The following is a 26,375-nucleotide window of genomic DNA, read 5'->3' as shown; positions in this document are numbered from 1 at the left end:
GTGGAGCTGCCGGACGTGCTGGGCCTCCCGGTGCCCGGCGCTCGGCTGCGAGCCCTGCGCGCGGACGACTGGCCCCTCGACCAGGCGCTGTCCCAGGTCCCCGACGTGCCGCGGTGGACCTACTTCCCGGCCGACATCAGCGAGGAGGTCGCCCGGGAACGGGTGTCGCGCAGCCTCGCGCTGCGAGCGGACGGCCGGGGCGGCCGCTTCGTCGTCGAGCTGGCGGGTGCCGGGGTGGGCGCCGTCGGGCTCGTCGAGCGGGTGGACGGTCCGTACGTCCACTACGCGTTCCTGCCGGCGGGACGAGGTCGGGGGCTCGCGACGCTCGCGGTGCGTGCGGTCGCGCACTGGGCGCTGGTGCACGGCGCGCACGACGTGCGGGCGCACACGATGCTCGGGAACGTGGCGAGCGAGCGGGTGCTGGAGCGCGCGTCGTTCGAGCGTTCGGGGGTCGACGTGGACCCGCTCGGGGTGACCGTCGAGCGGTGGACCCGCACCCGCCGGACAGACCCTACGCACCAGTAACTTACGCATCCGTAGGTTACGATCGAGGGATGACGACCGTGGGCCCGCACCGACCGACCGACCTGCCCTCGACCGGTGCTCCGCGCGACGTCCAGATCCCTGACGAGCCGCTCACCGCGGCCCTGGACCGCGCAGCCCAGCGGTGGCCGGAACGGGTCGCCGTGGACTTCCTGGGCGCGTCGACCACCTACCGGGAGCTGGCGGACGGTGTCGCCCGGGGGGCGCAGGTGCTCCTCGACCTGGGGGTCCGGCCCGGGGACCGGGTCGCGCTCGTCATGCCGAACTGCACCGGGCACGTCATCGCGTTCTACGCCGCGCTGCGCGTCGGGGCCGTCGTCGTCGAGCACAACCCGACCTACACGGCAGGCGAGCTCGCCCACCAGCTCGCCGACTCGGGAGCCGTCGTCGCCCTCGTCTGGGAGAAGGCCGTGCCGCGCGTGCTGGAGACGCTGCCGCGGACCGCGCTCAAGGCGGTCGTCGCCGTCGACCTCTCGGCGGACCTGCCGCGCGGGAAGCGTCTTGCCCTGCGGCTCCCGGTGCCCAGCGCGCGTCGGGTGCGGGAGGCGATGTGCGGCAAGGTGCCGCCCGCCTTCCCGATGTGGCACCGGCTCGTCGCCAAGGCGTCGCCGCTGGACCCGACGCATGCCGCGCCGTCGTCGTCCGACGTCGCGCTGCTGCAGTACACGGGCGGGACCACCGGCACGCCCAAGGGCGCGATGCTCACGCACCGGAACCTCGTCGCGAACGTTGTGCAGGGACACGCCTGGACCGGCACCCAGCCGGGCACCGAGGTCGTCTACGGCGTCCTGCCCTTCTTCCACGCGTTCGGTCTGACCCTCTGCCTCAGCTACGCGATCCGCGTCGGCGCCACCCTCGTCGCGTTCCCGTCGTTCGACCCCGACCGCGTGCTGGCCACCCAGCACCGCCTGCCCGGCACGTTCCTGCCGGCGGTCCCGCCGATGCTCGACCGCCTCGCCGCCGCCGCCGAGGCGTCCGGCGCCGACCTCACGTCGTTCCGCTACGCGATCTCCGGGGCGATGGCGCTCCCGGCCGCCACGGCGCGGCGCTGGGAGGAGGTCACCGGCGGGCTGGTGATCGAGGGGTACGGCATGACGGAGACCTCGCCGGTCGCGCTGGGGAACCCGCTCACCGACGCGCGTCGCCCGGGCACGCTCGGTCTGCCGTTCCCGAGCACCAGCATCCGCGTGGTCGATCCCGAGGACGTCACGCGTGCCGTGGAGCCCGGCGAGCGGGGTGAGCTGCTGATCCAGGGCCCGCAGGTGTTCGCCGGCTACTGGGGGCGGCCCGACGAGACCGCGGAGCAGCTGCTCGCCGACGGCTGGCTGCGGACCGGGGACATCGTGACCGTCGACGAGACCGGGTGGGTCGTGCTCGTCGACCGCATCAAGGAGGTCATCGTCACGGGCGGGTTCAAGGTCTACCCGTCGCAGGTCGAGGAGCACCTGCGCACGATGCCCGGCGTCGCGGACGTTGCCGTGGTCGGCATCCCCGGGGGTGACCTGGGCGAGACCGTGGTCGCGGCGGTCGTCCTGGAGCCCGGCGCCGGCGACGTGGACCTCGACGCCGTCCGCGCGTGGGGCGAGCGGCACTTGGCGCGCTACGCCCTGCCGCGCCGGCTGGTCGTCGTCGACGAGCTGCCCCGGTCTCAGGTCGGCAAGGTCCTGCGGCGGGTCGTGCGGGAGTCCGTGCTCGCCGGCTGACGCCTCAGGAGGGGCGCGGCGCCGCCGTCATCGGGACGCCCGCTCCAGCGCCAGGTCGTGGCTGTGCACCGCGCGGACGAGCGCCAGGTGGGACAGCGCCTGCGGGGTGTTGCCCGCCATCCGGCCGCCCACGGGGTCGTACTGCTCCGCGAGCAGGCCCACGTCGTTGGCCAGCCCGACGAGGATGTCGAGCACCTTGGTCGACCCCTCGACGTCGTCGGTGCGGGCGAGGGCGTCGGCCAGCCAGAACGAGCAGGCGAGGAAGGCGTGCTCGTCCCCGGCCAGGCCGTCGTCGGTGTGCTCCGGCCGATAGCGGAGCAGCAGGCCGGGCGCGATCTCGAGCTCGGCGCGGATGGCGGCGAGCGTCGAGACGATCCGCGGGTCGTCGGCGGGCAGAAAGCCCACCTGGGCGAGCTGCAGCAGGGCGGCGTCGGTGTGCTCGGCACCGTACGACTGCACGAACGTCCCCCGGGCAGCGTTCCACCCGTAGGCCAGGACGTCCGCGTGGATGGCGTCGCGCTCGGCCCGCCACCGGTCCAGCGGGCCGTCGAGGCCGTGCTTCTCGGCGGCGCGGACCGCGCGGTCGACCGCCGCCCACGCCATCACCTTCGAGTGCGTGAAGTGGCGTGGTTCGCCGCGGACCTCCCAGATCCCCCGGTCGGGGCGCCGCCAGCGGCCGAGGAGCTCGTCGACGAGGTGGCGCTGGAGCGACCAGGAGTCGGCGGTCTCGCGCAGTCCCGCCTCGCGCGCAAGCTCCAGGGCGCACATGACCTCGCCGAGCACGTCGTTCTGCACCTGGCCCACGGCCGCGTTGCCCACGCGCACCGGACGCGAGCCGGCGTAGCCGCTCAGGTGGTCCAGCTCCTTCTCGGGCAGGTCCCGGCCGCCGTCGACCCGGTACATGATCTGCAGGTCCGACGACCGGCCGGCCACCGCGCGCAGCAGCCAGTCCCGCCACTCGGTCGCCTCGTCGCGGTACCCGTGCTCGAGCAGCGCCTCCAGGGTCATCGCCGCGTCGCGCAGCCAGCAGTACCGGTAGTCCCAGTTGCGCTCGCCGCCGAAGTCCTCGGGCAGGGACGTCGTGGCGGCCGCGACGATGCCGCCCGTCTCCGAGTCCGTCAGCAGGCGCAGCACGAGCAGCGACCGGACGACGGCCTCGCGGTAGGAGCCGTCGTACTCGCAGCTGCGGGCCCACAGCCCCCACGTGATCCGGGTGCGGTCGATCCGGTCCTCGATGGTGAGCCTCGGGGGGACGGGGTCCCACGAGTGGGTCCACGTCAGCGCCAGCTCCACCGACTCTCCCTCGCGCAGGGTGAAGCGGTCGGCGTGCCGGTGGTCGTCCGGCTTCGGGAGCCGGTCGCCGCGCAGGAGCAGCGAGTCGGGGCCGGCGATCGCCTGGATCGCGTCGTTCCCGGCGTCGTCGGTGATGTGGCGCACCCACGGCTCGATGGCGCCGTAGCCGAACCGCACGATCCACTCGTGCTCGACCTCGACGCTGCCGCGGGTGCACACGAGTCGTCGGACCAGGTCCGCACGGCCGTCGTTGAGCGGCATGGTCTCCTGCGCGACCGCGGTCCCGGACGGCGTCTCGTAGGTGGTCTCCAGCACGAACGAGTCGTCGAGGTAGCGCCGTGACACGGTCGTCGCGTCCCGCACCGTCAGGAGCCAGCGTCCGTTCCCGGGGTCGCCGAGGAGGCGCGCGAAGCAGGCGGCGGCGTCGAACGTCGGCAGGCACAGCCAGTCGATCGAGCCGCGCCGGGAGACGAGGGCGGCGGTCTTGCCGTCGCCGAGGACGGCGTAGTCCTCGACGGGCACCAGCGGGGGGTCGACGACGGCGTCAGGGCTCTCCACCAGCCGAGCATGACGCGGGCCGGGGCGGGCGGCACCTCGGCGGGATGTGCGGTGCCTCACGTCGAACAGATGTGCGATTGTCAGTGGGGCCACGTAGACTCCCCGCGTGAACGAACGACTGGTGGTGCAGGGCGCCCGCGAGCACAACCTCCGCAACGTCGACCTCGATCTCCCGCGTGACAAGCTCATCGTGTTCACCGGTCTGTCGGGCTCCGGGAAGTCGTCGCTCGCGTTCGACACCATCTTCGCGGAGGGGCAGCGGCGCTACGTCGAGTCGCTGTCCGCGTACGCGCGCCAGTTCCTCGGGCAGATGGACAAGCCCGACGTCGACTTCATCGAGGGCCTGTCGCCTGCGGTGTCCATCGACCAGAAGTCGACCAACCGCAACCCGCGGTCGACCGTCGGCACCATCACCGAGGTCTACGACTACCTGCGCCTCCTCTACGCCCGCGCGGGGACGCAGTACTGCCCGATCTGCGGGGAGCGCGTCACGGCGCAGACGCCCCAGCAGATCGTGGACCGGCTGCTCGAGCTGCCCGAGGGCACGCGGTACCAGGTGCTCGCGCCGGTGGTCCGCGGTCGCAAGGGCGAGTACGCGGACCTGTTCAAGGAGCTGCAGAGCAAGGGCTTCGCCCGCGCGCGCGTCGACGGTGAGGTCGTGCAGCTCACGGACCCGCCGACGCTCGAGAAGAAGCTCAAGCACGACATCGAGGTCGTCATCGACCGGCTCGTCTCCCGCGAGGGTGTCAAGCGCCGGCTGACCGACTCCGTGGAGACCGCCCTCGGGCTGGCCGGCGGGCTGCTCGTCGTCGAGCTGGTGGACGCCGACATCGACGACCTGAACCGCGAGCGGCGGTTCTCCGAGCACCGCGCGTGCCCGAACGACCACGTGCTGACCCTCGACGAGATCGAGCCCCGGACCTTCTCGTTCAACGCGCCGTACGGCGCTTGCCCCGAGTGCACCGGCATCGGGTCGCGCCTCGAGGTGGACCCCGACCTGGTGGTCCCCGACGAGGACCTGTCGCTCGACGAGGGCGCGGTCGCGCCGTGGTCGCAGATCTCCAGCGAGTACTTCGCCCGCGTGCTCAGCGCGCTGGCGTCCGACATGGGCTTCTCGACGTCCGTGCCGTGGCGTGCGCTCCCGCAGCGGGCCAAGGACGCGGTGCTGCACGGCCAGAACCACGAGGTGAAGGTCCGCTACAAGAACCGCTGGGGTCGCGAGCGGCAGTACTCGACCGGCTTCGAGGGTGTCATCACGTTCCTCGAGCGGCGGCACACCGAGACGGACTCGGACTGGAGCAAGGAGAAGTACGAGGCCTTCATGCGCGAGGTCCCGTGCCCGGTCTGCGAGGGTGCGCGGCTCAAGCCCGAGGTGCTCGCGGTGCGGGTCGGCGGCAAGTCCATCGCCGAGGTGTGCACCCTGCCCATCCGGGAGGCGCGCGCCTTCCTCGACGGTCTGGAGCTGGGCGAGCGTGAGCGGGCGATCGCGGCGCAGGTGCTCAAGGAGATCCAGGCGCGTCTCGGCTTCCTGCTCGACGTCGGGCTCGACTACCTCTCGCTGACCCGGCCGGCGGCCACGCTGTCCGGCGGTGAGGCGCAGCGGATCCGCCTCGCCACCCAGATCGGGTCGGGCCTGGTGGGCGTGCTCTACGTCCTCGACGAGCCGAGCATCGGTCTGCACCAGCGGGACAACCGGCGCCTGATCGACACGCTCACGCGCCTGCGGGACCTGGGCAACACGCTCATCGTCGTCGAGCACGACGAGGACACCATCCGCACGGCCGACTGGATCGTGGACATCGGTCCGGGCGCCGGTGAGCACGGCGGGCGCGTGGTGCACTCGGGCGACCTCGCAGGGCTGCTCTCGTCCGCCGAGTCGGTGACGGGCGCGTACCTGTCGGGCCGGCGCACGATCCCGATGCCGCAGCTGCGTCGACCGGTCGACACGAGCCGACAGCTCACGGTCGTCGGCGCGCGGGAGCACAACCTGCAGGGCATCGACGTGACGTTCCCGCTGGGCGTGCTCACGGCGGTGACCGGGGTGTCCGGGTCCGGGAAGTCCACGCTCGTCAACGCGATCCTCTACACGGTGCTCGCCAACGAGCTCAACGGGGCGCGCCAGGTGGCGGGTCGGCACAAGCGTGTGACCGGCCTGGAGCACCTCGACAAGGTCGTGCACGTCGACCAGGGCCCCATCGGCCGCACGCCGCGCTCCAACCCGGCCACGTACACCGGCGTCTGGGACCACGTCCGCCGTCTCTTCGCCGAGACCACCGAGGCCAAGGTGCGTGGATACACCCCGGGGCGGTTCTCGTTCAACGTCAAGGGCGGCCGCTGCGAGGCGTGCTCCGGTGACGGCACGCTGAAGATCGAGATGAACTTCCTGCCGGACGTCTACGTCCCCTGCGAGGTCTGCCACGGCGCGCGGTACAACCGCGAGACGCTCGAGGTGCACTTCAAGGGCAAGACCGTGGCCGACGTGCTCAACATGCCGATCGAGGAGGCCGCGGAGTTCTTCGCCGCCGTCCCCGCGATCTCGCGCCACCTGCGCACCCTCGTGGACGTCGGGCTCGGCTACGTCCGCCTCGGTCAGCCGGCCCCGACGCTGTCGGGTGGCGAGGCGCAGCGTGTGAAGCTCGCGGCCGAGCTGCAGCGCCGGTCGACGGGCCGGACCATCTACGTCCTGGACGAGCCGACCACGGGCCTGCACTTCGAGGACATCCGCAAGCTGCTCGGGGTGCTCCAGTCCCTGGTGGACAAGGGCAACTCCGTGATCGTGATCGAGCACAACCTCGACGTGATCAAGAACGCCGACTGGGTCATCGACATGGGTCCTGAGGGCGGCAGCGGCGGCGGTCTCGTGATCGCCGAGGGAACGCCCGAGCACATCGCGTCGGTGGAGGCGAGCCACACCGGGCGCTTCCTCGCGGAGGTGCTCGAGCCCGCTCCGCAGCCCGTGAAGCGCAAGCGCGCCGTCAAGCAGCCGATCCCGGCGTAGCGGTCGCGTGGGGCGTCGTACGGACGAGGTAGCGCTAGTGCGGGACGGGCTGTGCCGTGCGCACGGGGACGGGCTCGTGCCGGACCGGGAAGTTGACGGACCGCGAGATGAAGCAGTGCTCGTGCGCCTGGTGGTGGATGCCGGCGAGCACGCCGTCGGTGATCGCCGCACCGGTGGGCAGGTGGGCGCCCGCCGCCACCGTCACGCGCGGTCGCAGCACGACCTCGCGGAACTGGCCCTGCCCCGCGGCCTCGATCCGCATGGTGCCCACCGCCTGGTCCTCGTACCCGACCACGACGACGCCCGCGGCGGAGGCGAGGTGCAGGAACCAGAGCATGTGACACTGCGCGAGCGCGCTGACCAGCAGCTCCTCGGGGTTGTACCGCGTGGGGTCGCCGCGGAAGGCGGGGTCCGACGAGCCGAGCAACGGCGGCTTCGAGCCGATGCGGACCTCGTGGTCCCGGCTGTACGCGGTGTAGCTGGAGGTGCCGGTCCGGCCGGCGCCCGTCCAGGTGACGTCGACGGAGTACGTGTGGAGGGGGCCCATCCGCCCACGGTAGCGGCGTCCGTCCGGCCCCGTGCGGCGGGCACCGTCGGCACGGCGAACTACGCTCGAGAACATGGCTGATCCCGCCACGTACCGGCCGGCTCCGGGAGAGATCCCCGACTCACCGGGGGTCTACCGCTTCCGCGACGAGCACGGCCGCGTCATCTACGTCGGCAAGGCCAAGAGCCTGCGTTCCCGCCTCTCCAGCTACTTCCAGGACCTGTCCGGGCTGCACCAGCGGACCCGGCAGATGGTCACCACGGCGGCGTCGGTGCAGTGGACCGTGGTCGGTACCGAGGTCGAGGCGCTGGCGCTGGAGTACTCCTGGATCAAGGAGTTCGACCCGCGGTTCAACGTGAAGTACCGCGACGACAAGTCCTACCCGTACCTCGCGGTGACGCTCGCGGACGAGTACCCGCGGATCCAGGTGATGCGTGGCGCCAAGCGCAAGGGCACGCGCTACTTCGGGCCGTACGCGCACGCCTGGGCCATCCGCGAGACCGTCGACCTGCTGCTGCGGGTCTTCCCGGTGCGCACGTGCTCGGCGGGCGTGTTCAAGCGGGCTCGCCAGCAGGGCCGTCCGTGCCTGCTGGGCTACATCGACAAGTGCTCCGCCCCCTGCGTCGGACGCATCTCGCCGGACGACCACCAGCAGCTCGCGCAGGACTTCTGCGACTTCATGGCGGGCGACACGGCCAAGTTCACGCGCCGGCTGACCGCGCGGATGAAGGAGGCCGCCGGCGAGCTGGACTACGAGCGTGCTGCGCGGCTGCGCGACGACATCGCCACGCTGCAGCGGGCCACCGAGAAGAACGCGGTCGTGCTCGCCGACGGCACGGACGCGGACATCTTCGCCCTGGCGGGTGACGAGCTCGAGGCCGCGGTGCAGGTGTTCCACGTCCGCGACGGGCGGATCCGTGGCCAGCGCGGCTGGGTGGTCGAGAAGGTCGAGGACATCACCGACGCCGAGCTGGTCGAGCACCTGCTGCAGCAGATCTACGGCTCCGAAGCCGCGGCCGGCGACGGTGGTGCGGGTTCGTCGGCCGTCCCGCGCGAGGTGCTCGTGCCCGTCCTGCCCCCGGACGTCGACCAGGTCCAGACCTGGCTCACGGGTCTGCGGGGGAGCAAGGTGTCGGTGCGGATCCCGCAGCGGGGGGACAAGCGCGAGCTGGCCGCCACCGTGCACCGCAACGCCGAGCACGCGCTTGTGCTGCACCGCACCCGTCGCGCCGGGGACCTCACCACGCGCAGCCAGGCGCTCCAGGAGATCCAGGAGGCGCTGGACCTGCCATCGGCACCGCTGCGGATCGAGTGCTACGACGTCTCGCACAACCAGGGGACGTACCAGTCTGCGTCGATGGTGGTGTTCGAGGACGGCCTGGCCCGCAAGAGCGAGTACCGCCTGTTCACCATCCGCGGTCCCGAGGGGCAGGGCGCCCGCGACGACACCGCCGCCATGCACGAGGTCATCACGCGGCGGTTCCGTCGCTACCTGGCGGAGCGCTCCGACGCGCGGGACGTGGAGCTGGGCGGCGGTGAGGACGACGACGGCACGCCGCTGCGCTCGGGCCCGATCGACGAGGTGACGGGCAAGCCGGTGCGGTTCGCGTACCCGCCGAACCTCGTCGTCGTGGACGGCGGCCCGCCGCAGGTCGCGGCCGCGAAGGCCGCGATGGAGGAGCTCGGCATCGACGACGTCGCGCTGGTCGGCCTCGCCAAGCGGCTCGAGGAGGTGTGGCTGCCGGGGGAGGAGTACCCGGTGATCCTGCAGCGCAGCTCCGAGGGTCTGTACCTGCTCCAGCGCCTGCGCGACGAGGCGCACCGGTTCGCCATCACCGCGCACCGCAAGCGCCGGAGCAAGGGCATGACGACCTCGGTGCTGGACGGCGTCCCCGGGCTCGGCCCGGCGCGGCAGGCCGCGCTGCTGCGGCACTTCGGGTCGGTCAAGCGGCTCCGCGCCGCGTCGGTCGAGGAGATCGCGTCGGTGCAGGGCCTGGGGGAGCGGACCGCCGCCGCGGTCGTCGCCGCGCTCGCCGCCCCGGGTGTGGCGACGGACCCGGTGCCCGAGTCGGCTGGCATGCTGGACGCATGAGCGACGAGCCTTCGCCGATCACGGTGCCCGCCGGGATCCCCGCCCTCGAGGCGGCCACCGAGGCGCCCCACCTGAGCCAGCCGCAGGTCCTGATCATCACCGGGATGTCCGGGGCGGGCCGCACCCGTGCCGCCGCGGTCCTGGAGGACCTCGACTGGTACGTCATCGACAACCTCCCCGCCCAGATGCTCACGCACCTGGTCGGGATGCTGACCAGCGGGTCGGCCGGCGCGCGGGCGCAGCGGCTCGCCGCCGTCATCGACGTGCGCGGGCGGGAGTTCTTCCGCGACCTCGCGCCCGTGCTGGCGGGGCTCCGGGAGTCCGGGGTGGAGTACCGCATCCTCTTCCTTGACGCGTCCGACGAGGTGCTGGTCCGCCGGTTCGAGCAGGTGCGCCGGCCGCACCCGCTGCAGGGTCAGGGACGCATCCTCGACGGCATCGCCGAGGAGCGCGCGATCCTGTCCGACCTGCGGGAGCGCGCGGACACGCTCATCGACACCTCCGAGCTCAACGTGCACGACCTGGCGCGCGAGGTGCGGGCGGTGGTCGCCAGCGGCGAGCAGGACGCCCTGCGGATCTCCGTCGTCTCGTTCGGGTTCAAGTACGGGATCCCGCTCGACGCCGACCATGTGGTGGACATGCGGTTCCTGTCCAACCCGTACTGGATCACCGAGCTGCGGCACCTGACCGGCCGGGACGCGCCGGTGCGCGACTACGTGCTCAGCCTGCCCGGCGCCGTCACCTTCATCGACCGGTACGTCGACACCCTCGAGCCCGTGCTGGCCGGGTACCTCAACGAGGAGAAGCGGTACGTGACCATCGCGGTCGGGTGCACCGGCGGCAAGCACCGCTCGGTCGCGGTGAGCGAGGCGATCGCCACGAGGCTGCGGGAGCGGGGGCACCTCGTCGCCGTCTCGGCCCGCGACCTCGGCAAGGAATGAGGGCCTCCTCGCCGGCGGTCGTCGCCCTCGGGGGAGGGCACGGGCTGTCGGCGTCCCTGTCGGCGCTGCGCCTCATGACGGACCGGATCACCGCGGTCGTCACCGTCGCCGACGACGGGGGGTCGTCCGGCCGGCTGCGCGACGAGCTCGGTGTGCTGCCGCCGGGGGACCTGCGGATGGCTCTGTCGGCGCTGTGCGACGACTCGGACTGGGGCCGGACGTGGCGCGACCTGCTGCAGCACCGGTTCAGCTCCTCCGGGGACCTGGACCAGCACGCCGTGGGCAACTTGCTGATCGTGGCGCTCTGGGAGCTGCTGGGCGACACGGTCGAGGGTCTCGACTGGGTGGGCAAGCTGCTGGGCGCGCGCGGCCGGGTGCTGCCGATGGCCGCCGTCCCGCTGCTCATCGAGGCGGACGTCGTCGACCGGTCGGGGGCGACCACCCGGGTCGTCGGGCAGAGCGCCGTCGCCGTGACCACCGGGACCATCTCCCAGGTCCGACTGGAGCCGCCCGACCCGCCGGCGTGCCCGGAGGCGGTGGACGCCATCGAGGCCGCCGACTGGATCGTGCTCGGTCCGGGGTCCTGGTACACGTCGGTGCTCCCGCACCTGCTCGTCCCGGGCCTGCGCGACGCCCTGCACCGGACGAGCGCGCGGACGATCGTGACGCTCAACCTCGCCTCGGGTGAATCGGGGGAGACGGCGGGCATGCGTGCGGACCAGTACCTCGACGTCCTGCACTCGCACGCACCGGAGCTGCGGGTCGACGCCGTCGTCGCGGACCCGTCGGCCGTCGAGGACGTCGAGGCGCTCGCCGAGCGGAGCGCGGACCTGGGGGCCCGTCTCCTGCTGCGCCAGGTCAGCCGTGGGGACGGCACCCCGCGGCACGACCCTCTGCGGCTCGCCGGCGCCTATTCGGACGTGCTCGACGGGTTCCTCGGGGACGTGGGCACGCGTGCGAAGCCACCCGAGTAGGTGACCGGACCGGTCCCGGACACGTGTCCCGCAATGGCAGGATGCACCCCATGGCGTTGACGGCACAGGTGAAGGACGAGCTCGCCCGTCTGAAGGTGGACAAGACGTCCTCACGGAAGGCCGAGGTCTCGGCCACCCTGAGGTTCGCCGGGGGGCTGCACATCATCTCGGGTCGGATCGTCATCGAGGCGGAGCTGGACACGGGCATCGCTGCCCGCAGGCTCCGGCAGGCGATCGCGGAGGTCTACGGGCACGAGAGCGAGATCATCGTCGTGTCCGGGGGAGGCCTGCGCCGGGGCAGCCGGTACGTGGTCCGGGTGGTCAAGGACGGCGAGTCGCTCGCGCGCCAGACGGGTCTGCTGGACAACCGCGGGCGTCCCGTGCGCGGCCTGCCGCCGCAGGTGGTGTCCGCCGGCGTCGCGGAGGCGGAGTCCGCCTGGCGGGGGGCCTTCCTCGCGCACGGCTCGCTCACGGAGCCCGGACGGTCGTCGGCCCTCGAGGTCACCTGCCCCGGTCCCGAGGCGGCGCTCGCGCTGGTCGGGGCCGCACGACGGCTCGGGATCGCCGCGAAGGCGCGCGAGGTACGCGGCATCGACCGCGTGGTCATCCGCGACGGTGACGCGATCAGCGCCATGCTCGCCCGGCTGGGTGCCCACGAGACGATGCTCGTCTGGGAGGAGCGCCGCGTGCGGCGCGAGGTGCGCGGCACGGCGAACCGGCTGGCCAACTTCGACGACGCCAACCTGCGCCGGTCCGCGCGGGCGGCGGTCGCCGCGGGAGCCCGCGTCGAGCGGGCGTTCGAGATCCTGGGCGACGAGCTGCCCGAGCACCTGCGCGAGGCGGGCGAGCTGCGCCTCGCGCACAAGGAGGCGTCGCTGGAGGAGCTGGGCAAGCTCGCGGTCCCCACGCTGACCAAGGACGCGGTCGCCGGCCGGATCCGGCGCCTGCTGGCCACCGCGGACAAGCGTGCGGTGGAGCTCGGGATCCCGGACACCGAGGCCGGCCTGAGCCCTGACCTGCTCGATCTCTGAGTCACCTGTCCGCCCGGTGGGCGCTGTCCGCGTGACCCCGGTCACGGGTATAGGGTCGTCCTATCCGACCGCCTGACGTGCGTCCGTGCTGTGCACGGGAGCCGGTGACACGGTCGGAACGCACAGCGGCGTGCGTGACCCCATCACCAAAATGTGTGCGCCGACCCCCCGTCGGCGCTGCCGAGGAGGGCAAGTGACCATCCGCGTCGGTATCAACGGCTTCGGCCGTATCGGGCGTAACTTCTACCGGGCGATCCTTGCGTCCGGCGCCGACATCGAGATCGTCGGTGTGAACGACCTGACGGACAACAAGACGCTCGCGCACCTGCTCAAGTACGACACCGTGCTGGGCCGTTTCCCGCTGAGCATCAGCTACGACGACGACAACATCATCGTCGACGGCAAGCCGATCCGGGCCCTGGCGGAGCGGAACCCCGCTGACCTGCCCTGGGCCGAGCTGGGTGCGGACATCGTCATCGAGTCCACCGGCTTCTTCACCGACGCGACCAAGGCCAAGGCGCACATCGACGCCGGTGCCAAGAAGGTCATCATCTCCGCGCCCGCCTCGAACGAGGACGGCACGTTCGTCGTCGGCGTCAACCACGAGCAGTACGACGCCGCGACGCAGCACATCATCTCGAACGCGTCGTGCACCACGAACTGCCTCGCCCCGCTGGCCAAGGCGCTCAACGACTCGATCGGCATCGAGCGTGGCCTCATGACCACGATCCACGCCTACACGGGTGACCAGAACCTCCAGGACGGGCCCCACAAGGACCTGCGTCGCGCGCGCGCCGCCGCCGCGAACATCGTCCCCACCTCGACCGGTGCGGCCAAGGCCGTGGCGCTCGTGCTCCCGGAGCTCAAGGGCAAGCTCGACGGCTACGCGCTCCGCGTCCCCGTCATCACGGGCTCGGCCACGGACCTCACGTTCACCGCGTCCCGCGAGGTCACGGTCGACGAGGTCAACGCGGCGGTCAAGGCCGCCGCCGACGGTCCGCTCAAGGGCATCCTCGAGTACGTCGACGAGGACATCGTGTCGAGCGACATCGTGACGAACCCGCACCAGAGCATCTACGACTCCAAGCTCACCAAGGTGAGCGGGGACCTGGTCAAGGTCGTCTCCTGGTACGACAACGAGTGGGGCTACTCCAACAGCCTCGTCGCCCTCACCTCGTACGTCGGCGAGCGTCTCTGACGGTCTCGCTGCACCCGTAGTGACGGTCATGCGTCCGCGTGCGCCCCGGCCCCTTCGGCCCGGGCGCACGCGGACGCTGCCGTGTCAGCCCCTGAACGAGTCACGGGAAGAAGACGCATGAAGACCATCGAGGACCTCGGCGACCTGCGCGGCAAGCGCGTGCTCGTCCGCTCCGACTTCAACGTGCCGCTCGACGGCACCACCATCACGGACGACGGCCGCGTGCGCGCGGCCCTGCCGACGCTCCAGGCGCTGCTCGCCGCCGGTGCGCGCGTCGTCGTGACGGCCCACCTCGGTCGCCCGAAGGGTGCTCCGGAGGACAAGTACTCCCTCAAGCCCGTCGCGGACCGGCTCTCCGAGCTGCTCGGCCAGCCGGTGGCGCTCGCGACGGACGTCGTCGGCGACTCCGCCAAGGCCACGGTCGCAGCGCTGCAGGACGGGCAGATCGCCCTGCTGGAGAACATCCGGTTCGACCCGCGCGAGACCTCCAAGGTCGACGCGGAGCGCGCCGAGCTGGCCGGTGAGCTGGCCGGTCTTGCCGACGTCTTCGTCTCGGACGGCTTCGGCGTCGTGCACCGCAAGCAGGCGTCGGTCTACGACGTCGCCCAGGTGCTCCCGCACGCCGTCGGACAGCTCGTCCTCAAGGAGGTCGCGTCGCTGCGCAAGGCGACCGACGACCCGGCGCGGCCCTACGTCGTCGTCCTCGGCGGCTCCAAGGTCTCCGACAAGCTGGGCGTGATCGCGAACCTGCTGACCAAGGCGGACCGCCTGCTCATCGGCGGCGGCATGCTCTTCACGTTCCTCGCGGCCAAGGGCTACTCGGTGGGCGACTCGCTCCTCGAGGAGGACCAGATCGAGACGGTCAAGGGCTACCTCGCGCAGGCCGAGGAGGCCGGCGTGGAGATCGTGCTCCCCACCGACATCGTCGTCGCCGACGAGTTCAAGGCCGACTCCCCGGCGCAGGTCGTCGCGGCCGACGCCATCCCCGACGGCAAGATCGGCCTCGACATCGGCCCCGAGTCGAGCGCCCTGTTCGCGTCGAAGATCGTCGACGCGAAGACGGTCGTCTGGAACGGTCCGGCGGGCGTGTTCGAGTTCGAGGCGTTCGCCGGCGGCACGCGTGCCGTCGCGCAGGCCCTGGTCGACGCGGGCGAGAACGGCGGCTTCACCATCGTCGGCGGTGGCGACTCCGCCGCGGCCGTGCGCACGCTCGGCTTCGACGAGGCCGGGTTCGGACACATCTCGACCGGTGGTGGCGCGAGCCTCGAGTTCCTCGAGGGCAAGACGCTCCCCGGCATCGCGGTTCTGGAGGACTGAGCGTTGACCACTCGTACCCCGCTGATGGCGGGCAACTGGAAGATGAACCTGGACCACCACCAGGCGACGCACACCGTGCAGAAGCTCGCGTGGACGCTGAAGGACGCCCGGCACGACTTCGCGGCCGTCGAGGTCTGCGTGCTGCCCCCGTTCACGGACCTGCGCAGCGTGCAGACGCTCGTGGACGCCGACAAGCTCGAGCTGGTCTACGGCGCCCAGGACGTCTCGGCCCACACCTCGGGTGCGTACACCGGGGAGATCTCGCCGCTGTTCCTGGCGAAGCTCGGCGTCACGTACGTGGCCATCGGTCACTCGGAGCGCCGGGAGTACCACAACGAGTCCGACGAGCTGATCAATGCGAAGGTGAAGTCGGCGCTCGGCGCAGGCCTCGTCCCGATCCTGTGCGTCGGCGAGGTGCTGGACGTCCGCAAGGCCGGCGAGCACGTCCCGCACACGCTCGCCCAGCTGGACGGCGCCCTGGCCGGTCTGACGGCCGCCCAGGTGGCCACCATCGTCGTCGCCTACGAGCCCGTCTGGGCCATCGGCACCGGCGAGACGGCGACCCCGGAGGACGCGCAGGAGCTGGCCGCGGCCATCCGCGCCCGGATCGGCGAGCTGTACGACGCCGCGACGGCCGACGCGGTCCGCGTGCTCTACGGCGGTTCCGTGAAGTCCTCCAACGTCGCGTCGATCATGGCGAAGCCGGACGTCGACGGTGCGCTCGTCGGGGGCGCGAGCCTGGACCCCGAGGAGTTCGCCGCGATCGCGCGGTACAAGTCGCACGCCGTCGGTCTCTGACCCGACACCGATGTGCTGGGCAGGTTCCGGGGATCCTCCCGGAACCTGCCCGGGCACGGTGGTGGCTTATCGCCCCACTCGTCGCCTACCCTGTACCGCGGTCCACCGCAACGTCGCTGGCTTCACCGCCGTCGATGTGCCCGCCCAGTGAGGAACTACACCGACGTGACTGGCCTTCGTATCACCCTCCAGGTGCTGCTGGTGCTGACCAGCCTCCTGCTCGTCCCGCTCGTCCTGCTCCACAAGGGCAAGGGTGGTGGCCTGTCGGACATGTTCGGCGGTGGCATCACGAGCAGCGCGGGGAGCTCCGGAGTCGCGGAGCGGAACCTCAACCGCATCACTGTCGGCACCGCGCTCGTGTGGACGGCGATCATCGTCCTGCTCGGGCTCATCGAGCGCACGGTCTGAGGCGGTAGACGATGGCGAGCGGGAGCGCGATCAGGGGGTCGCGAGTCGGCGCAGGCCCGATGGGCGAGGCGGAGCGCGGCGACACGGCCCCGCGGATCTGGGTGTCGTACTGGTGCGCCAACGGGCACGAGACACGCCCCAGCTTCGCCGAGGAGGCCGCTCTCGAGGCGCCGGTGACGTGGGACTGCCCGCGCTGCGGGTTCCCCGCCGGGCAGGACCAGGAGAACCCTCCGTCCCCGTCCAAGAACGAGCCGTACAAGACGCACCTGGCCTACGTGAAGGAGCGGCGGTCCGACGAGGACGGTGCCGCGATCCTCGACGAGGCACTCGCCGCACTGCGCGCCAAGCGCGGCGGCTGACCGGACGCGAGAAGGCCCCCCGCACCGTTGCGGGGGGCCTTCTGTCGTCGGTCGACGTCAGTCGCGGACCCGCAGGAGCGCGAAGCCGTCGTACCCCTTGCTGCCGACCGTCTGGACGACCGTCGCGTCGTACCGCGGGTGGTCCGTGAGCAGCTCGACCATCGACCGCACTCCCTGGACGCGCTCGTCCGGGTGCTCGGCGTCGACCACGGCGCCGCCGCGGACCACGTTGTCGACGATGACGACCGACCCGGGACGCGTGAGCTCGAGCGTCTGCTCGAGGTACCGGGGGATCGACTGCTTGTCGGCGTCGATGAAGACGAGGTCGTACGGCTCGGCGCCTTCGCCGACGAGGCTGTCGAGCGTGTCGGCTGCCGGCCCCACGAGCACGTCGACGAGGTCGTCGACACCCGCCTGCGTGAGCGAGTCCGTCGCGACGCGTGCGTGCTCCGGGTCGATCTCGAGGGTGGTCAGCCGTCCGTCGGACGGCAGGGCACGGGCCAGCCAGAGGGTGCTGTAGCCGCCGAGCGTGCCGATCTCGAGGATCCGCCGTGCACCCACGGACTGCGCGAGCAGGTGCAGCAGCTTGCCCTGGTTGGCGGCCACGGCGATGTCGGGCAGGCCGCCGGCCGCGGCGGCGTGCCGGGTCTCGACGAGGGCGACATCCTCGGGCACGAGGACGGAGAAGTACTCGTCGACGTGCGTCCAGGTCTCGGCCGCGGTGTCGACCGGGGCGGGGAAGGCCGCCGCCGTCGTCGAGAGGGCGGAGGGAGTGCCGAGCCCCTCGGTGGCGGCGACGTCGACGAGCCAGAGCGTCCGCTCCGCGCCGATCGCGCCGGCGGCGGGTGTCGTGGTCACCGGAGCGCCGCGCAGCGCGGAGGCGACCGCCTCGGCCTTCTCCGAGCCCGCTGCGACCACCCAGACCTCCCGAGCGCCGTGGATGGCGTCGTAGGTCAGCGACACGCGCTCCGGCGGGGGCTTGGGCGAGCCGTGCACCCCCACCGTCGGCTGTCCCTGCACGCCGAGAGCGTCGTGCCCGGGGAACAGCGAGGCGACGTGACCGTCGGGTCCCATGCCGAGCAGGAGCACGTCGAACGCGGGGGAACCGGCCTCGGCCAGCGCGGCGGCGTAGGCCTCGGCGGACGCCTCGGGCGTAGTCACGTCGTCCGACCGTGCGGGCATCGGGTGCACGTTCTCGACCGGCAGCGCCTCGCCGAGCGCGTCGATGAGGGCGTTCCGGGCCTGCGTCTCGTTGCGGTCCGGGTCACCGTCGGGCAGGAAGCGCTCGTCGCCCCACCACAGGTGCACCCCGGACCAGTCGACCGCGTCCCGGACCGGGCTCGCGGCGACCGCCTCGAGCGCGGCGATGCCGACCGTGCCGCCGGTGAGGACGACGTGGACGGGGGAGCGGTGCGACTGGACGTCGACCAGGTGCGTGAGCAGCCGGGCCGCGACCGACTCGGCGAGGACACGGGCGTCCGGGTGGACGACGACGTCGCGCGTCATGCGTCGATCCTCGCAAGGCCCTTCTGCAGCACCTCGCCGTAGACCTCGTCCGCGTCGAGCCGCCGCAGCTCCTCGGCCAGGCACTCACGCAGCTGGCGGATGGGCAGGGCGATGCGGTGCTCCGGCTGGTCGGGCTGGCGCAGCGCGGCGGTCTTGCCGTCGGGCCGGTCCAGCACGATGTCGCCGGACGCGCGCTGGAGTCGCACCTGCGTGATCGCCGGGGCGTCCTTGATCCGCTCGATCTCCACGGGGCACTTGAGCGCGTAGGCCAGCCACGCCGCCATGAGGTCGACGGACGGGTGGGTGCTCTCGCCGGCGACGACCGCCTTCTGGACCGGCTCGTAGGGCGGCTGGTCGAGGGTGGCCGCGATGAGGCCGCGCCACAGCGTCGCGCGCGTCCACGCGAGGTCGGTGTCCCCGTCGGCGTGCGCCGCGGCGAGCGCACGCAGCGCGGCGTTCGGCCGGGCGCACTGCGTCGTGTCCGTGATCCGCCGCGCCGCCATGCGTCCGAGCGGGTGCTCGGACGGGTTGTCGGGGATCTCGTACGGCCACCACGTGACGATGGGGGCGTCGGGGAGCAGCAGCGGGATCACGAGCGTGTCGAGATGCCGCTCCAGCTGCCCGGACGGCCGCAGCACCAGGACCTCGCTGGCGCCGGCGTCGCCCCCGAGCCGGATCTGCGCGTCGAGGTTCGACGCGCGGTCCTGGACGTCGTTCGCGATGACGATGACGCGGCACGGGTGCTCGCGGCTGGCGTCGTTCGCCGCGTCGATGGCCTCGTCCGGGTCCCGGTCGCCCACCGAGATGATGAGCGTGAGGACGCGTCCGAGGGCGATCGCGCCGCCCTCGTCACGTTCCTTGAGCAGACGCTTGTTGATGTCCCGCGTCGTCGTGTCGGGCATCTCGATGATCATGGCCGCCTCCAGGCTCGCCCGTCGCGCGCCATCATCCTGTCCGCCGACTCCGGACCCCAGGTGCCGGAGCGGTACTCCTCGGGCTTGCCCTTGCCCGCCCAGTACTCGGTGATCGGGTCGAGCACCTTCCAGGACAGCTCGACCTCCTCGTGCCGGGGGAAGAGCGGTGGGTCACCCAGCAGGACGTCGAGGATCAGTCGCTCGTACGCCTCGGGGGACGACTCGGTGAACGCGTGGCCGTAGCCGAAGTCCATCGTGACGTCGCGGACCTCCATGGCCGTGCCCGGCACCTTGGCGCCGAACCGCAGGGTCACGCCCTCGTCGGGCTGCACACGGATGACCAGGGCGTTCTTGCCCAGCTCCTCGGTCGCGGTCGACTCGAAGGGCAGGTGCGGAGCGCGCTTGAACACCACGGCGATCTCGGTCACCCGGCGTCCCAGGCGCTTGCCGGTGCGCAGGTAGAACGGCACCCCGGCCCAGCGGCGGTTGTCGATGTCCACGCGGATCGCGGCGAACGTCTCGGTGGTGGACTCCGGGTTGAAGCCCTCCTCCTCGAGGTAGCCGACGACCTTCTCGCCGCCCTGCCACCCGGCCGCGTACTGGCCGCGCGCGGTGTGCTTGCCGATGTCGCGGGGGAGCCGGACCGCCGAGAGGACCTTGATCTTCTCCGCCGTCAGGCTGGACGCCTCGAACGACGCGGGCTCCTCCATCGCCGTGAGGGCGAGGAGCTGCAGGAGGTGGTTCTGGATGACGTCGCGCGCCGCGCCGATGCCGTCGTAGTACCCCGCGCGGCCGCCGATGCCGATGTCCTCGGCCATCGTGATCTGGACGTGGTCGACGTAGTTGGCGTTCCAGATGGGCTCGTACAGCTGGTTGGCGAAGCGCAGCGCCAGCAGGTTCTGGACCGTCTCCTTGCCCAGGTAGTGGTCGATCCGGAAGATGTCGTCCGGCCGGAAGACGCTCGACACGATCTCGTTGAGCTCGCGGGCGCTGGCCAGGTCGTGGCCGAACGGCTTCTCGATGACGACGCGGCGCCACGTGTCGCCGTCGGGCTGCGACAGGCCGGACCGCGCCAGCTGCTTGCAGACGACGGGGAACGCGCTCGGCGGGACCGAGAGGTAGAAGGCGTGGTTGCCGCCCGTGCCGCGGGACTCGTCGAGCTCGTGGACGGTGTCGCTCAGGCGGTCGAACGCGTCGTCGTCGTCGAACGTGCCCTGGACGAAGCGGATGCCCTCGGACAGCTGACGCCAGGTGGCCTCGCGGAACGGCGTCCGTGCGTGCTCCTTGACGGAGTCGTGCACGATCTGGGCGAAGTCCTGCGTCGCCCAGTCGCGCCGCGCGAAGCCGGTCAGCGCGAAGCCGGGCGGGAGCAGGCCCCGGTTGGTGAGGTCGTAGACCGCAGGCATCAGCTTCTTGCGCGCGAGGTCGCCCGTGACGCCGAAGATGACCAGACCGCACGGTCCCGCGATGCGGGGGAGCCGACGGTCGCGGGGGTCGCGCAGCGGGTTGACGCCGGCGGACACCTTGCTGGGGCTCACCTGGCCCCCCCGGCCGCGTTCTGCTCGCCGGCACCGGACAGGCCCTCGGACACGGTGGTGAGGAGGTCGCCCCAGCTCGCCGTGAACTTGTCCACGCCCTCGACCTCCAGCTGCTCGGTGACCTCGTCGATGTCGATGCCGAGCTCCCGCAGGCCGGCGATGACGGCCTCCGACTCCTGCCGTGTTCCGGTGACCGTGTCCGTCGCGTCCCCGCCGTGGTCCGCGACCGCGTTCAGGGTGGCCTCCGGCATGGTGTTGACGACGCCGGCGACGACGAGCTCGTCGACGTAGAGGGTGTCGGGGTACGCCTTGTCCTTGACGCCGGTGGACGCCCAGAGCGGCCGCTGCGGGTGCGCGCCGGCCGCGGACAGCGCCTTCCAGCGGTCGTCGGCGACGACCTCCTGGTAGAGCCCGTACGCCAGGCGAGCGTTGGCGATCGCGGCCTTGCCGCGCAGGGCGGCCGCCTCGGGGGTGCCGATGGCGTCGAGCCGCGGGTCGATCGCCGCGTCCACCCGGGAGACGAAGAAGGACGCGACCGACTCGATCGGTGCGAGGTCGTGCCCGTTGGCTCGGGCCTGCTCCAGCCCGGTCTGAAACGCGTCGAGGACCGCGCCGTACCGCTCGAGCGAGAAGATCAGCGTGACGTTGACGCTGATCCCCTCGGCGAGGACGGCGGTGATCGCCGGGAGCCCCTCGCGGGTGGCGGGGATCTTGATGAAGACGTTGGGCCGGTCGACCGTCGACCAGAGCGACTTCGCCGAGGCGATGGTGCCCTCGGTGTCCTTGGCCAGGCGGGGGTCGACCTCGATCGACACGCGGCCGTCCACGCCGTCCGTGGCGTCGTAGACGGGGCGCAGGACGTCCGCCGCCTGCCGGACGTCGTCCGTGGTGATGCGGAAGACCGCGTCGTCCACGTCGGCGCCGTCGGCGGCGAGCTCGCGCAGCTGCTCGTCGTAGGCGTCGCCCTTCGCCAGCGCACTCGCGAAGATGGACGGGTTCGTCGTCACGCCGACGACGCCCTTCGACGCGACGAGCTCGGCGAGGTTCCCCGTGCGCAGGCGTTCGCGCGAGAGGTCGTCGAGCCAGATCGCGACGCCGGCGTCAGCCAGCCGTGCCAGAGGGGTGCTGCTCGGTGCCATGGTCGATCCCCTTCTCCCGCGCGCCGGCCCCGGGAGGACCGGGACCGGCGCGCCCGTTCAGACTCAGACCTTCTGGTCGCCCGTGCCGCTCTCGGTCGGGACCGCACCGGAGCTGGCGGGCGCCGCGTCGCCGCGGGTCGCCGCGATCGACTCGTGCGCTGCCGCGACGACGGCCTCGGGCGTGAAGCCGAACTCGCGGAAGAGGGTCTCGGCATCCGCCGACGCCCCGTAGTGCTCGATCGACACCGACCGGCCGGCGTCGCCGACGATCTTGTGCCACGACAGCGCGATGCCCGCCTCGACGGACACCCGGGCGCGCACCGACGACGGCAGCACCGACTCGCGGTACTCCTCGTCCTGCTCGGCGAACCACTCCAGCGACGGCGCCGAGACGACGCGCGTCGCGACGCCCGCCGCCTCGAGCGTCTCGCGGGCGGCCACGGCGACCTGGACCTCGGACCCCGTGCCGATGAGGATCACGTCGGGCGTGCCCGAGCTCGCCTCGAGGAGCGTGTACGCGCCGCGGGCGACGCCCTCGGTCGTCGCGAACCCGTCCTCGCCGCGCGGGAACGTCGGGACGTTCTGGCGCGTGAGGATGAGGCCGACGGGGCCGTCGGTGTGCTCGAGGACGGCGGCCCAGGCGGCGGCGGTCTCGTTGGCGTCGGCCGGGCGGACGATCGTCAGGCCGGGGATCGCGCGGACGGCCGCGAGGTGCTCGATCGGCTGGTGCGTCGGGCCGTCCTCGCCGAGGCCGATGGAGTCGTGCGTCCACACGTAGACGGCCGGGACGCCCATGAGCGACGCGAGCCTGACCGAGCCGCGCATGTAGTCGCTGAACGTGAAGAACGTCCCGCCGTACGGCCGGGTCAGACCGTGCAGCCGGATGCCCGAGAGGATCGCGCCCATCGCGTGCTCACGGATGCCGAAGTGCAGCGTGCGCCCGTACTGGTCGCCCGCGAACTCGTGCGTGGAGCGCTTGGCGGGGATGAAGGACGGCTCGCCCTTCATCGTCGTGTTGTTGGAGCCGGCGAGGTCGGCCGAGCCGCCCCACAGCTCGGGCAGCACCGGCGCCAGCGCGCTGAGCACCTCGCCCGAGGCGGCGCGGGTGGCGACGGACTTGCCCGCGGGGAACACGGGGAGGGACTCGGTCCAGCCGTCCGGCAGCTCGCCGGCGACCAGCCGGTCGAGCAGGGCGGCGTTCTCCGGGTTGGCGGAGCGCCAGGCGTCGAAGGCGCTCTGCCACTCGGCCTTCGCGGGAGCCGTGCGCTCGGACAGGCCGCGCGTGTGCGCCAGGACCTCGGGGGCGACCTCGAACGTCTTCTCGGGGTCGAACCCGAGGAGCTCCTTCAGGCCGCGGATGGCGTCGCCGCCCAGCTTCGAGCCGTGCGACGAGTGGTCGTTGGTCTTGGTCGGCGTGGGCCACGCGATGAGGGTGCGCAAGCCGATGAAGGAGGGGCGGTCCGTGACGGCCTTGGCCGCCTCGATCGCGGCGTGCAGGGCGTCGACGTCCTCGCGGTACCCGTCCGGGCCGCCGGTCCAGTCGACGAACTGCACGTGCCAGCCGTACGCCTCGTACCGCGCGACGACGTCCTCGGTGAAGGCGATCTCGGTGTCGCCCTCGATCGAGATGTGGTTGTCGTCCCACAGGACGATCAGGTTGCCCAGCTCCTGGGTGCCCGCGATGGACGACGCCTCGCTGGTCACGCCCTCCTGCAGGTCCCCGTCGGACGCGACCACGTAGACGAAGTGGTCGAACGGGCTGGTGCCGGGGGCGGCCTCGGGGTCGAGCAGGCCGCGCTCGCGCCGCGCCGCCATCGCGAAGCCGACGGCCGACGCGAGGCCCTGGCCGAGGGGACCCGTGGTGATCTCGACGCCGGTCGTGTGCCGGAACTCCGGGTGGCCGGGCGTCTTGGAGCCCCAGGTGCGCAGCGCCTCCAGGTCCTCGATCTCCAGGCCGAAGCCCGCGAGGTAGAGCTGGATGTACTGGGTGAGGCTCGAGTGGCCCGCGGAGAGGATGAACCGATCACGGCCCAGCCAGTGCGGGTCCGCCGGGTCGTGCCGGAGCACGTTCTGGTAGAGCAGGTACGCCGCGGGGGCGAGGCTGATCGCCGTCCCGGGGTGGCCGTTGCCCACCTTCTCGACCGCGTCGGCAGCCAGGACACGCACGGTGTCCACCGCCCGCAGGTCGAGGTCGGACCAACCGACCGTCTCAGCCAGAGGAGCCTTCGCGTTCACCGAACCTCATTTCCACCCGGGCAGGGGTCCGGGTGTCGTGTCGGACGAGATCTTCGACCTCACGGCACCCAGGTCCGGATGCCGAGCAGGGTGGGACGTCACGCCGTCGCGGGCGGTCGTCTGACCGTGCAAACCGACCCTATAGCGCACCTGGGCACCGGCGCCGGGCGTGCTCATCACGCGGAGGAGCGACCGATCTCACACGGGACGGTGCGCGTTCCGGCGCCCGCGTCGCGCCCCGGCGCAGGTCCAGGCCGTAGCATGGCTGCGCGAACCACCCCCGCCGGAAACACGAACGGAACCGCAGAGAGTGCGCCTCAGCAGCCCCCTGTCAGTCGACGACGCCGGAGCGTCCTCCGCGTCGACCCCGGGGGCTCCTGACACGACGGTCACCGTGTCGCCGTCCGGCCCGCTGTCCCGGCTGCGCCGGACGGTCGGCCCCTACGTCGCGCTGACCAAGCCGCGCGTCATCGAGCTCCTGCTCGTCACCACGCTCCCGACGATGATCCTGGCGCAGGGCGGGTTCCCCAGCTTCGGTCTGGTGCTCGCCACGCTCGTCGGCGGCGCTGCGGCGGCCGGCTCGGCCAACGTCCTGAACTGCTACCTCGACCGCGACATCGACAAGATCATGAACCGCACCAAGCGGCGGCCCATCGTCACGGGCGAGGTCAGCCCGCGTGCGGCTCTCGTCTTCGGTCTGGTGCTCGGCGTCGCGTCCTTGGCGTGGCTCGCCCTCATGGTCAACCCGGCGTCGGCGTGGCTGACGGCCGCGGCGATCCTCATCTACGTCGTCGGCTACACGATGATCCTCAAGCGCCGGACGCCGCAGAACATCGTCTGGGGCGGTGCGGCCGGGTGCATGCCCGTCCTCATCGGCTGGTCCGCGGTCACGGGCGGCGTCTCGTGGACCGCCGCGCTGCTGTTCGGCGTCATCTTCTTCTGGACCCCGCCGCACTACTGGCCGCTGTCGATGAAGTTCCGCCGCGACTACGCCGCCGCGGGCGTGCCCATGCTGCCGGTGGTCGCCAAGGACACCAAGGTGGCGCGCGAGATGATCGCGTACACCGTCGCGATGATCGCCTGCTCGCTGCTGCTGGTCCCCGTCCAGGGCATGACCTGGGTGTACGGCGTCGTCGCCCTGGCCCTCGGGCTCTGGTTCCTGTGGTCCTGCATCGGGCTGCTGCGCCGCGCGGAGCACCCAGAGGCCGGCAAGCTCCGCGCGATGAGCGTGTTCCACGCGTCGATCACGTACCTCACCCTGCTGTCCGTCGCGATCGCGGTGGACGTGTTCCTGCCGTTCTGACCGTGACGGACCCGGCGCTCGACACCGCTGTCGAGCACTACCTCGCGCACCTGTCCGTCGACCGCGGGCTGTCGACGAACACCCTGCTCGCCTACCGGCGCGACCTGACGCGCTACACCGCCTTCCTCCGGTCGCGGGGCCGCCACCGGCCGGAGGACGTCGCCGGACCCGACGTCGAGGACTTCCTGGTCGCGGTGCGCGCGGGGTCCGACGGGCGCACGCCGCTGTCGGAGGCGTCCGCCGCGCGGATCGTCGTCGCGGTCCGCGGGTGGCACCGGTTCCTGCTCGCGGGTGGGGTGACCGGGCTCGACCCGGCCCGCGCGGTGCGGCCTCCGGCGCAGCCCAGGCGAGTGCCCAGGGCGATCTCCGTCGACGACGTCGAACGGCTGCTGGAGGCGGCCGGGCAGGGCGAGGGACCTGTGCCGCTGCGCGACCGCGCGCTGCTCGAGCTCGTCTACGGCACGGGTGCCCGGATCTCCGAGGTGGTCGGTCTCGACGTCGAGGACGTGGACCGCACCCCGGGACGGGCGGCGGTGCGCCTGGTCGGCAAGGGCACCAAGGAACGCGTCGTCCCGCTGGGGGCCTTCGCGCTCGAGGCGGTGGAGGCGTACCTCGTCGACGCGCGCCCCACGCTGGCGGCCGGCAGCGCGGGGGACCCGACAGGGGTGTTCCTCAACACGCGCGGCGCCCGGCTCAGCCGGCAGAGCGCGTGGGCGGTCCTGCGCCTGGCGGCGGGACGTGCCGGGCTCGCCGGTGCGGAGCAGATCTCCCCGCACACCCTGCGGCACTCGTTCGCCACCCACCTGCTCGCGGGCGGCGCCGACGTGCACGTGGTCCAGGCGATGCTCGGGCACGCGTCGGTGACCACGACGCAGGTGTACACGACGGTGACCCCGGACACGTTGCGCGAGGTCTTCGCGGTGTCGCACCCACGCGCACGGTGAGCATCGGACTGTCGCGCGGCCATCGGCCGCCGTGCT

General features: G+C 72.2%; 21 protein-coding genes. 14 read left to right on the top strand and 7 right to left on the bottom strand.

Annotation, left to right across the window (positions count from 1 at the left end):
* Together CXY01_RS07470 and CXY01_RS07465 are read left to right on the top strand one after the other, a co-directional pair.
* Positions 1-525, top strand: a complete 525-nt coding sequence (locus CXY01_RS07470) for a GNAT family N-acetyltransferase (RefSeq protein WP_146926648.1) — start codon at positions 1-3, stop codon at positions 523-525.
* A gap of 29 nt (positions 526-554) precedes the next feature.
* The gene (locus CXY01_RS07465) at positions 555-2,246 is read left to right on the top strand and encodes an AMP-binding protein (RefSeq protein WP_146926646.1); all 1,692 of its coding nucleotides are present in this window, start codon (positions 555-557) and stop codon (positions 2,244-2,246) included.
* Between the two features lie 27 nt (positions 2,247-2,273).
* Here the strand turns inward: CXY01_RS07465 and CXY01_RS07460 are convergent, their stop codons facing one another.
* Positions 2,274-4,097, bottom strand: coding sequence for a glycoside hydrolase family 15 protein (locus CXY01_RS07460; protein WP_246125139.1), 1,824 nt, complete (start codon positions 4,095-4,097; stop codon positions 2,274-2,276).
* 106 nt (positions 4,098-4,203) lie between these two features.
* Here CXY01_RS07460 and uvrA point away from each other — a divergent pair, with 106 nt between their 5' ends.
* On the top strand, positions 4,204-7,095 hold the full coding sequence (gene uvrA / locus CXY01_RS07455) for an excinuclease ABC subunit UvrA (protein ID WP_146926642.1): 2,892 nt from the start codon (positions 4,204-4,206) through the stop codon (positions 7,093-7,095).
* A gap of 34 nt (positions 7,096-7,129) precedes the next feature.
* Here uvrA and CXY01_RS07450 read toward each other — a convergent pair whose 3' ends face one another.
* Positions 7,130-7,642 (bottom strand): OsmC family protein, encoded by a 513-nt coding sequence (locus CXY01_RS07450; RefSeq protein WP_146926640.1) that lies wholly within the window; start codon positions 7,640-7,642, stop codon positions 7,130-7,132.
* Between the two features lie 73 nt (positions 7,643-7,715).
* Here CXY01_RS07450 and uvrC point away from each other — a divergent pair, with 73 nt between their 5' ends.
* The 9 genes from uvrC (at position 7,716) to CXY01_RS07405 (ending at position 16,760) form a co-directional block, all read left to right on the top strand.
* Positions 7,716-9,734, top strand: coding sequence for an excinuclease ABC subunit UvrC (gene uvrC / locus CXY01_RS07445; RefSeq protein ID WP_146926639.1), 2,019 nt, complete (start codon positions 7,716-7,718; stop codon positions 9,732-9,734).
* Entirely contained in the window at positions 9,731-10,675 is a 945-nt protein-coding gene (gene rapZ / locus CXY01_RS07440) for an RNase adapter RapZ (RefSeq protein ID WP_146926637.1), read from the top strand. Before uvrC ends, rapZ begins: the two co-directional genes overlap by 4 nt.
* A complete protein-coding gene (locus CXY01_RS07435; RefSeq protein ID WP_146926635.1) occupies positions 10,672-11,649 on the top strand; it encodes a gluconeogenesis factor YvcK family protein in 978 nt (325 codons plus the stop codon). Before rapZ ends, CXY01_RS07435 begins: the two co-directional genes overlap by 4 nt.
* A 50-nt stretch (positions 11,650-11,699) precedes the next feature.
* Positions 11,700-12,680, top strand: a complete 981-nt coding sequence (whiA, locus tag CXY01_RS07430; RefSeq protein WP_056027735.1) for a DNA-binding protein WhiA — start codon at positions 11,700-11,702, stop codon at positions 12,678-12,680.
* A 193-nt stretch (positions 12,681-12,873) separates the two neighbouring features.
* Positions 12,874-13,878 (top strand): type I glyceraldehyde-3-phosphate dehydrogenase, encoded by a 1,005-nt coding sequence (gap, locus tag CXY01_RS07425; protein ID WP_146926633.1) that lies wholly within the window; start codon positions 12,874-12,876, stop codon positions 13,876-13,878.
* A 117-nt stretch (positions 13,879-13,995) separates the two neighbouring features.
* Positions 13,996-15,195 (top strand): phosphoglycerate kinase, encoded by a 1,200-nt coding sequence (locus tag CXY01_RS07420; RefSeq protein ID WP_146926630.1) that lies wholly within the window; start codon positions 13,996-13,998, stop codon positions 15,193-15,195.
* Between the two features lie 3 nt (positions 15,196-15,198).
* Positions 15,199-15,993 carry a triose-phosphate isomerase gene (gene tpiA, locus CXY01_RS07415; RefSeq protein ID WP_146926628.1) on the top strand — a complete coding sequence of 265 codons (795 nt, stop codon included), beginning with the start codon at positions 15,199-15,201 and terminating at the stop codon, positions 15,991-15,993.
* Between the two features lie 165 nt (positions 15,994-16,158).
* Complete coding sequence (secG, locus tag CXY01_RS07410; protein WP_146926626.1) at positions 16,159-16,401, top strand: preprotein translocase subunit SecG; 243 nt, start codon at positions 16,159-16,161, stop codon at positions 16,399-16,401.
* An 11-nt stretch (positions 16,402-16,412) separates the two neighbouring features.
* Positions 16,413-16,760 carry an RNA polymerase-binding protein RbpA gene (locus CXY01_RS07405; RefSeq protein WP_055914815.1) on the top strand — a complete coding sequence of 116 codons (348 nt, stop codon included), beginning with the start codon at positions 16,413-16,415 and terminating at the stop codon, positions 16,758-16,760.
* Between the two features lie 57 nt (positions 16,761-16,817).
* Here CXY01_RS07405 and pgl read toward each other — a convergent pair whose 3' ends face one another.
* The 5 genes from pgl to tkt all read right to left on the bottom strand — a co-directional run bounded on the left by pgl (position 16,818) and on the right by tkt (position 24,092).
* Positions 16,818-18,266: a 6-phosphogluconolactonase gene (gene pgl / locus CXY01_RS21375; RefSeq protein WP_146926624.1), complete on the bottom strand. Its 1,449-nt coding sequence runs from the start codon at positions 18,264-18,266 to the stop codon at positions 16,818-16,820.
* Positions 18,263-19,180, bottom strand: a complete 918-nt coding sequence (locus CXY01_RS07395; protein ID WP_146926622.1) for a glucose-6-phosphate dehydrogenase assembly protein OpcA — start codon at positions 19,178-19,180, stop codon at positions 18,263-18,265. Before CXY01_RS07395 ends, pgl begins: the two co-directional genes overlap by 4 nt.
* Entirely contained in the window at positions 19,177-20,718 is a 1,542-nt protein-coding gene (gene zwf / locus CXY01_RS07390; RefSeq protein WP_146926620.1) for a glucose-6-phosphate dehydrogenase, read from the bottom strand. Before zwf ends, CXY01_RS07395 begins: the two co-directional genes overlap by 4 nt.
* Positions 20,715-21,857 (bottom strand): transaldolase, encoded by a 1,143-nt coding sequence (gene tal, locus CXY01_RS07385; protein WP_146926619.1) that lies wholly within the window; start codon positions 21,855-21,857, stop codon positions 20,715-20,717. The genes zwf and tal overlap by 4 nt, the downstream gene beginning before the upstream one ends.
* Before the next feature lie 63 nt (positions 21,858-21,920).
* Positions 21,921-24,092 (bottom strand): transketolase, encoded by a 2,172-nt coding sequence (gene tkt / locus CXY01_RS07380; protein ID WP_146926617.1) that lies wholly within the window; start codon positions 24,090-24,092, stop codon positions 21,921-21,923.
* Between the two features lie 394 nt (positions 24,093-24,486).
* Between tkt and CXY01_RS07375 the strand changes: the two genes are divergently transcribed.
* Both CXY01_RS07375 and CXY01_RS07370 read left to right on the top strand, forming a co-directional pair.
* Positions 24,487-25,395, top strand: coding sequence for a heme o synthase (locus CXY01_RS07375; RefSeq protein WP_246125138.1), 909 nt, complete (start codon positions 24,487-24,489; stop codon positions 25,393-25,395).
* 2 nt (positions 25,396-25,397) lie between these two features.
* Complete coding sequence (locus CXY01_RS07370; protein ID WP_222594507.1) at positions 25,398-26,339, top strand: tyrosine recombinase; 942 nt, start codon at positions 25,398-25,400, stop codon at positions 26,337-26,339.
* Positions 26,340-26,375: the final 36 nt, after the last annotated feature.

Origin of the sequence: Cellulomonas xylanilytica (genome assembly GCF_007989805.1) — a bacterium.
In the GTDB taxonomy this organism is placed as follows: domain Bacteria; phylum Actinomycetota; class Actinomycetes; order Actinomycetales; family Cellulomonadaceae; genus Cellulomonas; species Cellulomonas xylanilytica.
This window is presented reverse-complemented; position numbering and strand designations above follow the sequence as displayed.

Bases quoted from the DNA above. Each gene is read 5' to 3' on its own strand.
- CXY01_RS07435 (WP_146926635.1), top strand. From the start codon at position 10,672: ATGAGGGCCTCCTCGCCGGCGGTCGTCGCCCTCGGGGGAGGGCACGGG.
- pgl (WP_146926624.1), bottom strand. From the start codon at position 18,266: ATGACGCGCGACGTCGTCGTCCACCCGGACGCCCGTGTCCTCGCCGAG.
- CXY01_RS07450 (WP_146926640.1), bottom strand. From the start codon at position 7,642: ATGGGCCCCCTCCACACGTACTCCGTCGACGTCACCTGGACGGGCGCC.
- tal (WP_146926619.1), bottom strand. From the start codon at position 21,857: ATGGCACCGAGCAGCACCCCTCTGGCACGGCTGGCTGACGCCGGCGTC.
- CXY01_RS07465 (WP_146926646.1), top strand. From the start codon at position 555: ATGACGACCGTGGGCCCGCACCGACCGACCGACCTGCCCTCGACCGGT.
- uvrC (WP_146926639.1), top strand. From the start codon at position 7,716: ATGGCTGATCCCGCCACGTACCGGCCGGCTCCGGGAGAGATCCCCGAC.
- rapZ (WP_146926637.1), top strand. From the start codon at position 9,731: ATGAGCGACGAGCCTTCGCCGATCACGGTGCCCGCCGGGATCCCCGCC.
- CXY01_RS07420 (WP_146926630.1), top strand. From the start codon at position 13,996: ATGAAGACCATCGAGGACCTCGGCGACCTGCGCGGCAAGCGCGTGCTC.
- whiA (WP_056027735.1), top strand. From the start codon at position 11,700: ATGGCGTTGACGGCACAGGTGAAGGACGAGCTCGCCCGTCTGAAGGTG.
- CXY01_RS07395 (WP_146926622.1), bottom strand. From the start codon at position 19,180: ATGATCATCGAGATGCCCGACACGACGACGCGGGACATCAACAAGCGT.
- CXY01_RS07405 (WP_055914815.1), top strand. From the start codon at position 16,413: ATGGCGAGCGGGAGCGCGATCAGGGGGTCGCGAGTCGGCGCAGGCCCG.